Source organism: Micromonospora sp. DT227, from assembly GCF_049841835.1.
GTDB lineage: Bacteria > Actinomycetota > Actinomycetes > Mycobacteriales > Micromonosporaceae > Micromonospora.
This window is the reverse complement of sequence record NZ_JBNCLA010000005.1, coordinates 77,601-90,769: the sequence shown is the minus strand read 5'-3', so window position 1 is coordinate 90,769 and position 13,169 is coordinate 77,601. Positions and strand designations below refer to the sequence as shown.

Sequence of the window (13,169 nt, the reverse complement as noted above, 5' to 3'; positions counted from 1 at the left end):
CCGGGAGCGGTCATACGCGCCAGGGTAGTGCCCCGGGACTCAGCGGTACGGGCCTGCGGCACGATCACTGGCGACGACGACGATCTCGCCCTGCGGGGCGGCGTTGGCGAGCGTCTCGTACGCCGACGGCTCGTCCACCGATCGGGCGAGCAGCGGCACGGCGGTGACCTTGACGTCGAAGCCGCCCAGCGCCCGCCGGTACGCCCCGACCGACTCCCATTCGGTGAGCAGGCACCAGTGGGCCGGGTCGTCGAGCGCCCGGAGCAGTTCGCCGCGCAGGTAGCCGGGGCGGGCGGCGAGCGCGGCCAGCGCGGCGTGCGCCTCCCGGGTGAACTCGTCAGCCGTTTCGGCGTCCACCACGAACCGGTTGGTGACCAGCACGGCGTTCCTCCTCGTAGAGTTTGTGGCATGCAGCGTACGCAGAGTCCCGTGCTGTCCCGGTTGGCCCGGCTCAACCCGACGACGGTGTTCCTCGCCGCGCTGGTGCTGGTGCTGGTCGGCCTCTTCGCGCCCGGCCCGGCCGGCGGCGTCCTGCTGTTGGTGCTGGCGGCCGGGCTGGTCGGGTTGATGTCGGTCACCTGGCCGGTGCAGCGGCCGGCGACCCGGGTGCTGCGGCTGCTGATGCTCACCCTGTTGATCGCGGTGGCGCTGGCGAAGCTGACGGTCGGCTGAGCCGCTCCGGGCCGGGCCGACCCGCGCTGACATGCAAGCATGCGTTTTTGACAATAATTTTCGTTATCGCGGACAGTTGCTCCATGACCGCCCGTGCCACCCCCCGCGTCCTGACCGCCGCCACCGCCGCCCTGCTCGCCCTGGGCGGGCTCAGCGCCTGCTCGGACGGCGACGGCGGCGGTAAGGACCCGGACCGGGTCGACGTGGTGGCCGCGTTCTACCCGCTCCAGTTCCTGACCGAGCGCATCGGCGGCGACCGGGTCGTGGTCGGCAACCTGACCAAGCCCGGCGCGGAGCCGCACGACCTGGAGCTGAACCCCCGCCAGGTCGGCCAGGTGGTCGACGCCGAGCTGATCGTCTACCTGACCGGCTTCCAGCCGGCGGTGGACGAGGCGGTCGAGCAGAACGGCGGCGACCGCGCGTTCGACGTGGCCGGTGTCGCCCCGCTGCTCGACGCCGCCGCCGGTGGCCACGAGCACGACCACGAGGGCGCGGCCGGCCACGAGGAGGAGGGGGGCGGCAAGGACCCGCACCTCTGGCTCGACCCGACCCGGCTGGCCACCGTCGGCGACAAGCTCGCCGAACGCCTCGGCGCGGTCGACCCGGACCACGCCGCCGACTACACCGCCCGGGCCGGCGCGCTGCGCGCCGAGCTGACGACGCTCGACAGCGAGTACGCCGAGGGCCTGCGTACCTGCCAGCGCCGCGAGATCGTGACCAGCCACACCGCCTTCGGTTACCTGGCCGAGCACTACGAGCTGGAGCAGATCGGGCTCACCGGCCTCACCCCGGAGGCCGAACCCTCCCCGCAGCGGCTCGCCGAGGTCGCGCGGGAGGCCCGGGCGCACCAGGCCGGTACGATCTTCTTCGAGACGCTGGTCAGCCCGAAGGTCGCCGAGACGATCGCCCGGGAGGTCGGGGCGAAGACCGCGGTCCTGGACCCGATCGAGGGCCCGCCCGCCGAGGGCGACTACCTGTCGGCCATGCGCGCCAACCTCCAGACCCTGCGAACCGCCCTGGACTGCTCATGACCTCATCACCCGTGCTCGACATCGCGCACGCCACCGTCGGCTACGACGGCCGGCCGGTGCTGCGGGACGTCTCGCTGACGCTGACCGCCGGCGAGGTGGTCGCCGTGCTCGGCGCCAACGGCTCCGGCAAGTCGACGCTGGTCCGCGCCGCGCTCGGCCTGGTGCCGCTCGGGGCCGGGTCGGTCACCCTGTTCGGCACGCCGCAGCGCCGCTTCCGGCAGTGGCACCGCATCGGGTACGTCCCACAGCGGCTCGGCGCCGGCGGCGGGGTGCCCGCCACGGTGGCCGAGGTGGTGGCGTCCGGGCGGCTGGCCCGCCGGGGCGTGCTCCGGCCGGCGGGGCGGGCGGACCGGGAGGCGGTGACGGCGGCGCTGCGCGCGGTCGGGCTCGCCGACCGGGCCGGTGACCCGGTCGCCACGCTCTCCGGCGGGCAGCAGCAGCGCGCCCTGATCGCCCGCGCGCTGGCCGGCGGCCCGGAGCTGCTGGTGCTGGACGAGCCGACCGCCGGCGTGGACGCGGCCAGCCAGGAGGCGTTCGCCGGGGCGCTGCGCGGCTTCCGCGACGGCGGCGGCACGGTGCTGCTGGTCGCCCACGAGCTGGGGCCGCTGCGCCCGCTGATCAGCCGGGCCGTGGTGGTGCACCAGGGCGGGATCGCCCACGACGGCGCGGTGCCCGAGCCGGCCGGCCACCACGCCGACCCGGACCACGAGCACGTGCACCCGCACTGCGACGAGGAGCCCGCCGGGCTCTGGAGGAGCATCTGAGATGGACCTCTTCCAGTACGACTTCATGCTCCGTGCCCTGGTCGGCGCGCTGGTCATCGGACTGGCCGCGCCGGCGCTCGGCATCTACCTGGTGCAGCGCCGGCTGGCGCTGATCGGCGACGGCATCGGGCACGTGGCGCTCACCGGCGTCGGCGCCGGGCTGCTGCTCAACCGCTCCCCGGTGCTGGTGGCGGTGCTCGCCGCCACGCTCGGCGCGGTCGTCATCGAGCTGGTCCGCGCGTACGGGCGCACCTCCGGCGACCTCGCGCTGGCGTTGCTGTTCTACGGCGGCATCGCCGGCGGCGTGATGCTCGTCGGTCTCTCCGACGCCAGCAGCGGGTCGCTCAACGCGTACCTCTTCGGGTCGCTGACCACCACGTCGCAGGGCGACCTGGTCACCATCGGCGTGCTCGGCGCGGTGCTGCTGGTGGCCATGCTGGTGCTGCGCCCGGCGCTGTTCGCGGTCTGCCACGACGAGGAGTACGCGCGCGTCTCCGGCCTGCCGGTGCGGGCGCTGAACCTGCTCGTCGCGGTGGGCACCGCGGTGACCGTGACCATCGCCATGCGGGCGGTCGGGGTGCTGCTGATCAGCGCGTTGATGGTGGTGCCGGTGGCCACCGCCCAGCAGGTGACCCGCGGTTTCCGGTCCACCATGACGGCGGCCATGGCGTTGGGCCTGTTCGCGGCCGGGGCCGGGGTGTGGGTGGCCGCCACGGCCGACACCGCGCCGGGCGCCTCGGTGGTGCTGGTGGCGATCGGCTCGTTCCTGGTGGTGGCGCTGCTGGCGGCCGGCGGGCGGGCGCTGCGGCGGCGCCGCGGCCGGGCGACGCCGACTCCCGCGCCGGTCGAGCCGGCCGAGCACGAGGTGCTGCTCGGATGAGAGCGCCCCAACCGGCAGTGGTTATCGTTACGGGGTGACCGGGACCAACGGGTACGACGCCTTCGAGGGCGCGGGCGAGCTGCTCCGTGCCCTCTCGGCCCCGATCCGGCTCGCCATCGTCAGCGAGCTGGCCGAGGGCGAGCGCTGCGTGCACGAGCTGGTCGAGACGCTCGGCGCCCCGCAGCCGCTGGTCTCCCAGCACCTGCGGGTGTTGCGCGGCGCCGGGGTGGTGCGCGGCTCGCGACGCGGCCGGGAGATCGCGTACGCGCTCGTCGACGAGCACGTCGCGCACATCGTGGCGGACGCGGTCAGCCACGCCGGGGAGGGACCGGCATGACCACCGGCACGCCGCGTACCACCCGGCAACGCAGCGCGGTGAGCGCGCTGCTGGACGAGGTCGAGGGCTTCCACAGCGCCCAGGACCTGCACGCCATGCTGCGCAGACGGGGCGACCGGATCGGGCTGACCACGGTCTACCGGACGTTGCAGGTGCTCGCCGACGCCGGCGAGATCGACGTGATGCGCCCGCCCGGCGGCGAGCACCTCTACCGGCGGTGCAGCGACGACGGGCACCACCACCACCTGGTCTGCCGGGGCTGCGGTCGTACCGTCGAGGTGGCCGGGCCGGCGGTGGAGAAGTGGGCGGACCGCATCTCCGCCGAGCACGGCTTCACCGAGGTCAGCCACACCCTGGAGATCTTCGGGACCTGCCCGGCCTGCGCCGGCCGGTAAATCCGACCGGTGCCGCCGGGGCCGCGCCGTGGCAGGCTGTCCGGCGTGAAGATCTACGCCGACCGTTTTCCGACCGCCCTCCGCCAACTCCTGACCGACCTGCTCGTGGTCGTCTGGGTGTATGCGGCGATCCGCTTCGCGCTCTGGCTGCACGACCTGGTCGAGAAGCTCGCCGTACCCGGGCAGAAGCTGGAGGGCGCCGGTGCCGGCCTCGCCGACAACCTGGCCGACGCCGGCGGCAAGGTGGGCCGGGTGCCGCTGGTCGGCGACGAGCTGACCGCGCCCTTCACCCGGGCCGCCGACGCCGCGCGCGCGATGGCCGAGGCCGGCCGGGACCAGCAGGAGCTGGTCGGCCAGTTGGCGCTCGCGTTGACCGTCGCGGTGCTGGTGTTCCCGCTCGGCCTGGTGCTGCTCGGCTGGCTGCCGCTGCGGGTGCGCTGGATGCGCCGGGCCGGCGCGGCGAAGGCCATGTCCGCCGCGCCCGCCGGCCGGGACCTGCTGGCATTGCGCGCGCTCGCCGGTCAGCCGCTGTCGAAGCTCCAGCGGATCGCGCCGGACGTGGCCGAGGCGTGGCGGCGCGGCGACGACGCCACCGTCGACGCGCTCGCCGCGCTGGAGCTGCGCGGACTGGGGTTGCGCACCGGCCGGTAGGGTGTCCCGGTGCTGTACTTCCTGATCGTCGTGGCCGTGCTGCTGCTGGCCTACGCGGGCGTGCTGGTGAGTTTCGTCCGCAAGGGCCGCAAGATCCCGCCGGCGGCCTACCTGGTGCTGGCCGCGCTCAACGGCCTGATCCTCGCCGCGGTGATCGCCTGGACCATCGCCCGCCGCTGAGCGGGTGTTAAAAGGGGCCCCCTCCTCTACCGGAGGCGTTAAGCGGGGGCCCCTCCTTTCATCACAGGCGGCGGCGGACGTCGTCGGCGGTGGAGGGGCCTGGGGTCCAGGGGGCCACCCAGGGGAGGTCGGTCGGTGGGGTGATCACGCCGGCTTCGACGGAGGCGTACCGGCCGGCGACGATCCGCTTCGCGGCGGCCACGTCGACCGAGTCGGTGTTCGACCAGAGGCCGGTGAACAGCTCGTCGACGCGCAGCCGCGCCTGGCGGCAGAACAGGTCGGCCAGCTCGATGTTCTCCGGGTGTTCGAGCCGCTCGGCGTACGCCCGGACGCAGACCGCGGACATCGCGAACAGCTCCGCGCCGATGTCCACCACCCGGCCGAGGAACGCCTGCTTGCGCTCCATCTTCCCCTGCCACCGGGACATCGCGTAGAACGTCGACCGGGCCAGCTTGCGGGAGGTCCGCTCGACGTGCCGCAGGTGCCCGGCCAGCGGCCCGAACTCCTGGTACGCCCCGGGCGCCTGCCCCTTGCCGACCGCGAGCGTGGGCAGCCACTTCGCGTAGAAGGCGCCGGCCCGCGCGCCGGCGGCGGCCTTGCGGCCCAGCCCGGCGTCCGGGTCGATGATGTCGCCGGCCACCGAGAGGTGCGCGTCGACCGCCTCGCGGGCGATCAGCAGGTGCATGATCTCGGTGGACCCCTCGAAGATCCGGTTGATCCGCAGGTCCCGCAGGAGCTGCTCGACCGCGGCCGGTCGTTCGCCCCGGGCTTCGAGCGAGTCGGCCGTCTCGTAGCCGCGCCCGCCCCGGATCTGGATCAGCTCGTCGGCGATCCGCCACGCCATCTCGCTGGCGTACAGCTTGACCAGCGCCGCCTCGATCCGGATGTCGTTGCGGTCGTCGTCGGCGAGCAGGCAGGACAGGTCCAGCATGGACTCCATGCCGTACGTGGTGGCGGCGATGAACGACAGCTTCTTCGCCACCGCCTCGTGCTCGCCGACCGGCCGGCCCCACTGGACCCGGTCGGCGGCCCACTCCCGGGCCACGTTCAGCGCCCACTTGCCGGCGCCCACGCACATCGCCGGCAGCGACAGCCGGCCGGTGTTCAGCGTGGTCAGCGCGATCTTCAGGCCCTTGCCCTCGCCGCCGATCACGTTCTCGGCCGGCACGAACACGTCGTGGAACCGGGTGAGGCTGTTCTCCAGGCCGCGCAGCCCGACGAAGGAGTTGCGCCGTTCCACCGTGATGCCCTCGCTGTCGCCCTCCACCACGAACGCGGTGATCCCGCCGCGCCGCCCCTCGGTGGCCGGCACCCGGGCCATCACCACCAGCAGGGTGGCGACCGTGCCGTTGGTGGCCCAGAGCTTCACCCCGTTGAGCCGGTAGCCGGTGCCGTCGGAGGTCGGCTCGGCGGTGGTGGCCAGCCGCGCCGGGTCGGAGCCGACGTCCGGCTCGGTGAGCAGGAACGCGGAGACCTCGCCGGCGGCCAGCCGGGGCAGGAAACGGTCCTTCTGCTCGGGCGTGCCGAACATCTTCAGCGGCTGCGGCACGCCGATCGACTGGTGCGCGGAGAGCAGCGCGCCGATCGCCGGACTCACCGAACCGGCGAGCATCAACGCCCGGCAGTAGTGCAGGTTGCTGAGCCCGAGCCCGCCGTACTTCCGGTCGATCTTCATGCCGAACGCGCCGAGCCGGGCCATGCCGTGGAACACGTCGTCCGGGATCCGCGCGTCGCGCTCGATCGCCGCGCCGTCCACCTCGGCGCCCAGGTACGCCCCGAACGCGTCGAGGAACTCCGCCGCGCGGGCGATGTCGGCCGGGTCGGACCGGGGCCACGGGTTGATCAGGTCGAGCCGGAACCGGCCGAGGAAGAGTTCCTTGCCGAAACTGGGCCGGTCCCAGGCCGCCTCGCGGGCCGCCTCGGCGACCTGGCGGGCCTCCTTCTCGGAGACCTGGCCGGCCTCGGTGGGCAGCGGTCCCACCCCGTCGGCGTTGTTCTGTGTCGTGGTCACGGCTGCCTCCTGGATGGTCGGTCCGGCTGCGATCGACGCGCTCGACGAAAACGACGCTACCCCCGGGTGTTACCCAGGGGTAGCGTCGCGTGCACGTCCGATTTTTCGGACCGTCAGTCGCCGGTCAGCGTCTGCGGGTCGTCGTCATCGTCGTCGACGTCGTCCTCACCCCAGTTGCGCCGGGCGAACGGCAGGATCGCCCAGAACGTCAGGAACCAGATGCCGGTGAGCGCGCTGAGCAGGAACGCGATCGGCCGGTCCAGCACGAAGTCGCTGACCAGCAGCACCGAGCTGACCATCGCGATCAGCATGAAGAACAGGCCGCCGGTGGCCATCCGGTGGGCGAAGCGGACCAGCTCCGGCTTGCGGCCCTGCCGGAACAGCGCCCGGTGGAACGCCACCGGCGAGATGATCATCGCGGCGGACGCGGCGGCGGCCAGCAAGGCCACGATGTAGACGTCGCGCTGGAACTCGGTGGTCCGGGTGAACCCGTTGCTGAACGGCAGCGTCAGCAAGAAGGCGAAGAGGATCTGCACGCCGGTCTGCGCGACGCGCAGCTCCTGCAACAGATCGGCGAAGTTGCGCTGCCAGCGCTGCTTCTCGGATTCCTTGGACACTCGCGAACCTCCGGTGAAGACGGCACGGCCGGCGGGTGAACACCCGCCGGCAGCAGCGCCTGTGCCCGATTCGGGCGCTCGCGAAACCGGCTCACGATCCCCGGCGGATCCGTCCTGCGTACCGGGCTTCCAGCTCGGCGTTGTGCTCGTCGCCGCCGGTGATGTTGGCGGACAGGTAGACCGGCGGTCGCTCCCCCGCCGCCACCAGCCGGGCCACCACCTCGACGGTGATCTGCTGGGCCAGCAGCGCGGCGGTGATCGACGAGACCGCGCCGACCGCGCCGCCGCCGGGCAACGGCAGCGTGGCGTCGCCGTACGGGGCGCCGTTGTCCAGCACCACGTCGGCGAAGTCGGCCAGCTTCCGCCCGGACGGGTGCCGCGAGGTCATCCGTGCCGAGTGCCGCGCCGAGGTGATCGCCACCAGCCCGTGCCCGCGCTGCTTCACGATCGACGCGAACTCGACCATCGCCCCGTTCACGCCCGAGTTGGAGGCGAGCACGAACACGTCCGGCGGCCGGACCGGGGCCATCTCGTAGAGCCGGTGCGCCACCGCCGGCTCGCGTTCCAGCTTCGGGCCGAGCACGTCGGCCGACTCACCGCCGTGCAGGACCAGATCGCGCAGCGCGATCCGGTTGGTGGGCACCAGCCCGCCGGCGCGGCCGGCGATCTCCATGGCGAGCGCCTCGGAGTGCCCGGTGCCGAACGCGTGCACCACCCCGTCGGCACGGAGCGCCGCCACGATCAGATCGGCCGCCTCGGCCACGTTCGCCCGCTGCTCGGTGGCCACCCGCTGCATCGTCGACGTCACCGTCGCCAGGTACGCCTCGGCGCTCACCGTCATGCCTCCTCCGTCCCTCGGACCCGGGCCAGGACCGCCTCGGCCAGCGGGCCCGGGGCCTCGTCGGGGATCCAGTGGCTGACGCCGGACAGGGTCACGAACCGGTAGTCGCCGGTGACGTGTCCCGCGCACGCCTCGGCGGCGGTCCGGCCGACCGCCACGTCCTTGTCGCTCCAGACGTACGTGGTCGGCACCGCCACCGGGCCGACCGCCTTCATGTCCGACCCGCTCATCGCGCGGTACCAGTTCAACGCCGCGGTGAGCGCCCCCGGCTCCCGCATCGGGTCGGCGTACCGGGCGATGGTGGCCGCGTCGCCGACGCCGCGCAGCAGCCGGCGCAGCGCGGCGCCGTGCAGCGCCAGCAGCACCTTCTCCGCCTTGCCCGGCATCCGGAACAGCGCCATGTAGGCGGACTTGGCCTTCTGCCGGGGGTCGTTGGCGAGCGCGTGGCCCATCGCGGCCGGGTGCGGCACCGACACCGCGGTCAGCGTCCGCACCCGCTCCGGGTGCGCCGCCGCCAGGCCCCAGGCCACGATCGCGCCCCAGTCGTGGCCGACCAGGTGCGCGGTGGTCACCCCGAGCGCGTCCAGCACGGCCGCCGCGTCGGCCACCAGCTCCGGAATCCGGTACGCCTCGACCGCCGCCGGCCGCGCGCCGGGCGAGTAGCCGCGCTGGTCGAGCGCGTACGTGCGCAGCCCGGCGGCGTGCAGCGCGGGCGTCACCGCGTCCCACTCGCCGGAGTGCTGCGGAAAGCCGTGCAGCAGCAGGACGGGGTCGCCGCCCTCGGGGCCGCCGGTGCGTACCTCGAACGTCAGATTTCGCGCCTCGACCTGCATGATCGCCAGCCTACCGACAGTCGCCCTGCTGGGCCCGGCCCCGACGTCGGTGCTAGCGTCTGCGACGAGACAACTTCACATCCGACAGGGGAGCGCACAGCGCTGAGAGTGCGGGCCGGTGCCCGCAGACCCTCGAACCTGATCTGGGTAATGCCAGCGCAGGGAGTTCGGTCGACCTCCAGCCGCGTCGACGTCCGGCATTCCGGGCGCGGCGTGCGTCTTCTCCTGGTTCCTCACCACGAACTGGGAGCCACCATGAACCACACCGACAGCAACCGCTGGCGTACCGTCGACATCGTCGTCGCCTCGGTCATCGCCGTCGCCTTCGGCGTCGTCTTCTGGGCCTGGGGCCTGCTCTGGAGCGCCACCGACGCGGCGTTCGCGTTCTTTCCGCCGGCGCAGGCGGTGCTCTACGGCGTGTGGCTGATCCCGGCGGTGCTCGCCGGCCTGATCATCCGCAAGCCGGGCGCCGCGCTCTACTGCGAGACGGTGGCCGCGATCGTCTCCGCGCTGCTGGGCAGCCAGTGGGCGGGCATCGTGATCCTCCAGGGCCTGATGCAGGGCATCGGCGCGGAGTTGGCGTTCGCCGCGTTCCGCTACCGCTCGTTCAAGCTGCCGGTGGCGGTGCTGGCCGGCGCGCTGACCGGCCTGGGCGCGGCGATCTTCGACTTCGTCTACTGGAACAAGGCGTACGAGCTGACCTCCTACCGCATCCCGTACGCGCTCATCACGATCGTCAGCGCCACGATCGTCGCCGGCTTCGGCGCGTGGGTGCTCACCCGCGCGCTGGCCAACACCGGCGTCCTGGACCGCTTCCCCGCCGGCCGCGACCGAGCCCTGGTCTGAGGGGTCCCGCCGTTGATCAAGGAGTTCGCGTCGGCGGCGGGCGCTTTCCCTGACGCGAACTCCTTGATCAACGAGGCTGGGGAGGGGGTGGCGCGGTGAGCGGGGTGGTTCTGCGGGGGTTCGGGTGGCGGCACGGGGGACGGAGACGCTGGGCGGTGCGCGGGGTTGACCTGCGGGTCGAGAGCGGGGAGCGGGTGCTGCTGCTCGGGGCCTCCGGTGCCGGGAAGAGCACGCTGCTGGCGGCGCTGGCCGGGCTGCTGCCGGAGGACTCCGGCGAGCAGGAGGGCACCGTCGAGATCGACGGGCTGGACCCGCGCAAGGCGCGCGAACGCGTCGGCGTGGTGTTCCAGGACCCGGAGACCCAGCTCGTGATGGCCCGCTCCGGCGACGACGTCGCGTTCGGGCTGGAGAACCGCGGCGTGCCGGCCGAGGAGATCTGGCCCCGGGTCGACGAGGCGCTGTGCCGGGTCGGCTTCCCCTACCACCGGGACCGGCCGACCGCCGCGCTCAGCGGCGGCGAGCAACAGCGGCTGGCCCTCGCCGGGGCGCTCGCGCTGCGGCCGGGGCTGCTGCTGCTCGACGAGCCGACCGCCAACCTCGACCCGGCCGGCGCCACGCTGATCCGCCGGGCGGTCGCGGACGCGCTCGACCCGGACACCACGCTCATCCTGGTGGAGCACCGGGTCGCCGAGGCGCTGCCGCTCGTCGACCGGGTGGTGGTGCTGGAACCGGGTGGCGGCGTGCGCGCCGACGGGCCGCCCGACGAGGTCTTCGCCGCGCACGGCGAGGCGCTGGCCGCCGCCGGGGTCTGGGTGCCCGGGCACACCGTGCCGCCGCGACCCGCCACCGCGCCGGCCGGCGACGTGCTGCTCACCGCCGACCGGCTCGGCCTGCCGCCCCGGTTGGCCCCCACCGACCTCCGGGTACGCGCCGGCGAGGCGCTCGCCGTCCTCGGCCCGAACGGCGCCGGCAAGTCCACGCTGGCGCTGCTCCTCGGCGGCCTGCTGCGCCCCGGCACCGGCACGGTCACCGCGGCCACGGAACTGGCCGGGCGGGACGCGCGTACTCCCCCGCACCGCTGGCGGGCGCCGGCGCTGGCCCGCCGGATCGGGTCGGTCTTCCAGGACCCGGAGCACCAGTTCGTCACCGGTACGGTCCGCGACGAGCTGGCGCTCGGCCCGCGCCGGACCGGGCAGTCCGAGGCGGCGGTCACCACCACCGTGGACGCGCTGCTGCACCGGCTGCGGCTGGACCGGCTGGCCGGCGCCAACCCGTACACCCTCTCCGGTGGCGAGGCGCGGCGGCTGAGCGTGGCGACCGCCCTGGCCACCGCGCCCCGCCTGCTGATCTGTGACGAGCCCACGTTCGGCCAGGACCGGCGCACCTGGCGGGAACTGGTCGACCTGCTCGCCGAGCTGCGCGACGCCGGCCACGGCGTGGTCACGGTGACCCACGACGCGGACTTCGTCGCCGCGCTGGCCGACCGGACGCTCACCCTGAACCGCCCGGCCGGGTCTGACGAGCCGGGCCCTCCCGGTTCGGCGCGGCACCCGTCACCGCCGGGCCGTTCCGGTTTGGCGCGGCACCCGTCACCGCCGGGCCATCCCGGTTCGGCGCGGCACCCGTCACCACCCGACCGAGGGGCGGGTGCGACGTGATCGACCTGGAGCCGGTGGCGACGCCGGGCGCCCCGCTGGCCCGGCGCAACCCGGTGGCGAAGCTGGCCGCCGCGATGGTGTTCACCATCGTGCTGGTGGCGACGCTGGACCCGGTCGCGCCGGCCATCGCCATCGCGGTCGAGCTGGCCGTGCTGCCGCTGTTCGGGGTCCGCTACCGGGTGCTGGCCCGCCGGGCGTGGCCGCTGCTGGCCGCCGCCGTCGGCATCCTGGTCACGCTGGTGCTCTTCGCCGCCGACCGGTCCGGTCCGGTGCTGGTCGAGGCCGGGCCGGTGCTGGTCACCCAGGGCGTCCTGGTCACCGCGCTCGGGCTGGTGCTGCGCATGCTCGCGGTAGCGCTGCCCGGCATCATCGTGTTCGCCACCACGGACCCGACCGAACTGGCCGACGCGCTGATCCAGAACGCGAAGGCGCCGGCCCGGTTCGCCATCGGCGCGCTGGCCGCGTTCCGGCTGGTGCCGCTCCTCGAACAGGAGTGGCGGATGATCAGCATGGCCCGCCGGGCCCGGGGCGTGGACGCCGGCCGCAACCCGGTGGCCAAGCTGCGGCTCTTCGCGTCCACCGCGTTCACGCTGCTGGTCGGCGCGATCCGGCGCGGCACCCGGCTGGCCGTGGCGATGGACGCCCGGGGCTTCGACGCGGGGACCCCGCGTACGGTCGCCCGCCGACAGCGCTTCACCCGCGCGGACGCCCTGCTCGTGCTCGCCGCCGCCCTGCTGGCCGGTGCCGCCCTGACCACGAGCATCCTCCTGGGCACCTTCCGCCCCCTGATCGGCTGACCCCCTCCCTCCCCCGCCCCCTCCCGGCTCGGCCCGGCTCGGCCCGGCCCGGCCCGGCTCGGCCCGGCCCGGCCCGGCCCGGCGATCATGAAGTTGACGGCACTCCCTGTCCGTTTTGTCGCTGCCAACCTCATGATCGACGCGCCGCGGGGCGATCTTGGAAGGAAACGGCCCTTGGCGGGGCCGGGAGCTTCCAAGATCTATTGCGATCTCCGCGCACCCCGTGACGGGGCACGCAGAGATCGGGGACGGGTGAGGATCAGCTGCGCCGGAAGGCGTAGAACCGGTTCTGGCCGGCTCGCTGGCTACGGCCGGCCAACCGGGCGTCGCGGGCGGCGGACGGGCCGGCCTTCGGTGCCGAGCGAGCCGACGTCGAACCAGCCGTCGTCGAACCAACCGTCGGCGAACCAGCCGGCTCCGGCTCGACCGGCGCTGAACCAGCCGACACCGGACCGGCCAACGCCGAACCGGGCGTCGAAACGGACAGGGTCACCGGGGTCGGCGGGGACACGCTGAGCGCGTCGAGATCCGTCGGCGTCAACCCCAGCGGGGACGGCGACGGCTTGCGGGACTTCTTCGGGTTGCGCTTCGCGGGCATCCGCGGGCCTCCTGTCTGTCGGGCGCGCCGACCACGGTCGCGCCGGGGGCGCGCCCTA

The 13,169-nt window shown here is 74.0% G+C and carries 17 protein-coding genes and 1 riboswitch; of the genes, 11 read left to right on the top strand and 6 right to left on the bottom strand.

What is annotated here, in order from left to right:
- Window positions 1-39: 39 nt before the first annotated feature.
- Window positions 40-381, bottom strand: a complete 342-nt coding sequence (locus ACLQ2W_RS18495) for an antibiotic biosynthesis monooxygenase family protein (protein WP_107155735.1) — start codon at window positions 379-381, stop codon at window positions 40-42.
- Between the two features lie 27 nt (window positions 382-408).
- Here ACLQ2W_RS18495 and ACLQ2W_RS18490 point away from each other — a divergent pair, with 27 nt between their 5' ends.
- The 8 genes from ACLQ2W_RS18490 to ACLQ2W_RS18455 all read left to right on the top strand — a co-directional run bounded on the left by ACLQ2W_RS18490 (window position 409) and on the right by ACLQ2W_RS18455 (window position 4,910).
- Window positions 409-672: a DUF6703 family protein gene (locus tag ACLQ2W_RS18490; RefSeq protein ID WP_396775750.1), complete on the top strand. Its 264-nt coding sequence runs from the start codon at window positions 409-411 to the stop codon at window positions 670-672.
- An 83-nt stretch (window positions 673-755) separates the two neighbouring features.
- Entirely contained in the window at window positions 756-1,703 is a 948-nt protein-coding gene (locus tag ACLQ2W_RS18485; RefSeq protein WP_425787505.1) for a metal ABC transporter substrate-binding protein, read from the top strand.
- Window positions 1,700-2,467: a metal ABC transporter ATP-binding protein gene (locus ACLQ2W_RS18480; RefSeq protein ID WP_425787504.1), complete on the top strand. Its 768-nt coding sequence runs from the start codon at window positions 1,700-1,702 to the stop codon at window positions 2,465-2,467. Before ACLQ2W_RS18485 ends, ACLQ2W_RS18480 begins: the two co-directional genes overlap by 4 nt.
- A 1-nt stretch (window position 2,468) precedes the next feature.
- Window positions 2,469-3,347, top strand: a complete 879-nt coding sequence (locus tag ACLQ2W_RS18475; RefSeq protein ID WP_425787503.1) for a metal ABC transporter permease — start codon at window positions 2,469-2,471, stop codon at window positions 3,345-3,347.
- A gap of 34 nt (window positions 3,348-3,381) precedes the next feature.
- Entirely contained in the window at window positions 3,382-3,684 is a 303-nt protein-coding gene (locus ACLQ2W_RS18470; protein WP_107155730.1) for an ArsR/SmtB family transcription factor, read from the top strand.
- Entirely contained in the window at window positions 3,681-4,079 is a 399-nt protein-coding gene (locus ACLQ2W_RS18465; protein WP_281937165.1) for a Fur family transcriptional regulator, read from the top strand. The genes ACLQ2W_RS18470 and ACLQ2W_RS18465 overlap by 4 nt, the downstream gene beginning before the upstream one ends.
- 45 nt (window positions 4,080-4,124) lie before the next feature.
- Entirely contained in the window at window positions 4,125-4,730 is a 606-nt protein-coding gene (locus tag ACLQ2W_RS18460) for a hypothetical protein (RefSeq protein WP_425787502.1), read from the top strand.
- Window positions 4,731-4,739: 9 nt separating this feature from the next.
- Window positions 4,740-4,910, top strand: coding sequence for a hypothetical protein (locus ACLQ2W_RS18455; RefSeq protein ID WP_425787501.1), 171 nt, complete (start codon window positions 4,740-4,742; stop codon window positions 4,908-4,910).
- 61 nt (window positions 4,911-4,971) lie between these two features.
- Here the strand turns inward: ACLQ2W_RS18455 and ACLQ2W_RS18450 are convergent, their stop codons facing one another.
- The 4 genes from ACLQ2W_RS18450 to ACLQ2W_RS18435 form a co-directional block, all read right to left on the bottom strand.
- On the bottom strand, window positions 4,972-6,921 hold the full coding sequence (locus ACLQ2W_RS18450; protein WP_425787500.1) for an acyl-CoA dehydrogenase family protein: 1,950 nt from the start codon (window positions 6,919-6,921) through the stop codon (window positions 4,972-4,974).
- Between the two features lie 113 nt (window positions 6,922-7,034).
- Complete coding sequence (locus ACLQ2W_RS18445; RefSeq protein WP_425787499.1) at window positions 7,035-7,538, bottom strand: DUF6328 family protein; 504 nt, start codon at window positions 7,536-7,538, stop codon at window positions 7,035-7,037.
- 91 nt (window positions 7,539-7,629) lie between these two features.
- Window positions 7,630-8,379 carry a sugar isomerase domain-containing protein gene (locus tag ACLQ2W_RS18440; RefSeq protein ID WP_425787498.1) on the bottom strand — a complete coding sequence of 250 codons (750 nt, stop codon included), beginning with the start codon at window positions 8,377-8,379 and terminating at the stop codon, window positions 7,630-7,632.
- Entirely contained in the window at window positions 8,376-9,212 is an 837-nt protein-coding gene (locus ACLQ2W_RS18435; RefSeq protein WP_425787497.1) for an alpha/beta fold hydrolase, read from the bottom strand. Before ACLQ2W_RS18435 ends, ACLQ2W_RS18440 begins: the two co-directional genes overlap by 4 nt.
- Before the next feature lie 76 nt (window positions 9,213-9,288).
- Window positions 9,289-9,395: riboswitch (TPP riboswitch) on the top strand.
- Between the two features lie 72 nt (window positions 9,396-9,467).
- Between ACLQ2W_RS18435 and ACLQ2W_RS18430 the strand changes: the two genes are divergently transcribed.
- The 3 genes from ACLQ2W_RS18430 (at window position 9,468) to ACLQ2W_RS18420 (ending at window position 12,513) form a co-directional block, all read left to right on the top strand.
- A complete protein-coding gene (locus ACLQ2W_RS18430) occupies window positions 9,468-10,058 on the top strand; it encodes an ECF transporter S component (RefSeq protein ID WP_405090806.1) in 591 nt (196 codons plus the stop codon).
- 95 nt (window positions 10,059-10,153) lie between these two features.
- Entirely contained in the window at window positions 10,154-11,716 is a 1,563-nt protein-coding gene (locus ACLQ2W_RS18425; protein WP_425787496.1) for an ABC transporter ATP-binding protein, read from the top strand.
- Complete coding sequence (locus ACLQ2W_RS18420; protein WP_107155722.1) at window positions 11,713-12,513, top strand: energy-coupling factor transporter transmembrane component T family protein; 801 nt, start codon at window positions 11,713-11,715, stop codon at window positions 12,511-12,513. Before ACLQ2W_RS18425 ends, ACLQ2W_RS18420 begins: the two co-directional genes overlap by 4 nt.
- Window positions 12,514-12,772: 259 nt before the next feature.
- Here the strand turns inward: ACLQ2W_RS18420 and ACLQ2W_RS18415 are convergent, their stop codons facing one another.
- Window positions 12,773-13,111 carry a hypothetical protein gene (locus ACLQ2W_RS18415; RefSeq protein WP_425787495.1) on the bottom strand — a complete coding sequence of 113 codons (339 nt, stop codon included), beginning with the start codon at window positions 13,109-13,111 and terminating at the stop codon, window positions 12,773-12,775.
- Window positions 13,112-13,169: the final 58 nt, after the last annotated feature.

What these genes read in the sequence shown, in the direction of transcription:
- ACLQ2W_RS18415 (WP_425787495.1), bottom strand. Translation starts at nt 13,111, where the DNA reads ATGCCCGCGAAGCGCAACCCGAAGAAGTCCCGCAAGCCGTCGCCGTCC.
- ACLQ2W_RS18480 (WP_425787504.1), top strand. Translation starts at nt 1,700, where the DNA reads ATGACCTCATCACCCGTGCTCGACATCGCGCACGCCACCGTCGGCTAC.
- ACLQ2W_RS18440 (WP_425787498.1), bottom strand. Translation starts at nt 8,379, where the DNA reads ATGACGGTGAGCGCCGAGGCGTACCTGGCGACGGTGACGTCGACGATG.
- ACLQ2W_RS18465 (WP_281937165.1), top strand. Translation starts at nt 3,681, where the DNA reads ATGACCACCGGCACGCCGCGTACCACCCGGCAACGCAGCGCGGTGAGC.
- ACLQ2W_RS18485 (WP_425787505.1), top strand. Translation starts at nt 756, where the DNA reads ATGACCGCCCGTGCCACCCCCCGCGTCCTGACCGCCGCCACCGCCGCC.
- ACLQ2W_RS18430 (WP_405090806.1), top strand. Translation starts at nt 9,468, where the DNA reads ATGAACCACACCGACAGCAACCGCTGGCGTACCGTCGACATCGTCGTC.
- ACLQ2W_RS18490 (WP_396775750.1), top strand. Translation starts at nt 409, where the DNA reads ATGCAGCGTACGCAGAGTCCCGTGCTGTCCCGGTTGGCCCGGCTCAAC.
- ACLQ2W_RS18475 (WP_425787503.1), top strand. Translation starts at nt 2,469, where the DNA reads ATGGACCTCTTCCAGTACGACTTCATGCTCCGTGCCCTGGTCGGCGCG.
- ACLQ2W_RS18435 (WP_425787497.1), bottom strand. Translation starts at nt 9,212, where the DNA reads ATGCAGGTCGAGGCGCGAAATCTGACGTTCGAGGTACGCACCGGCGGC.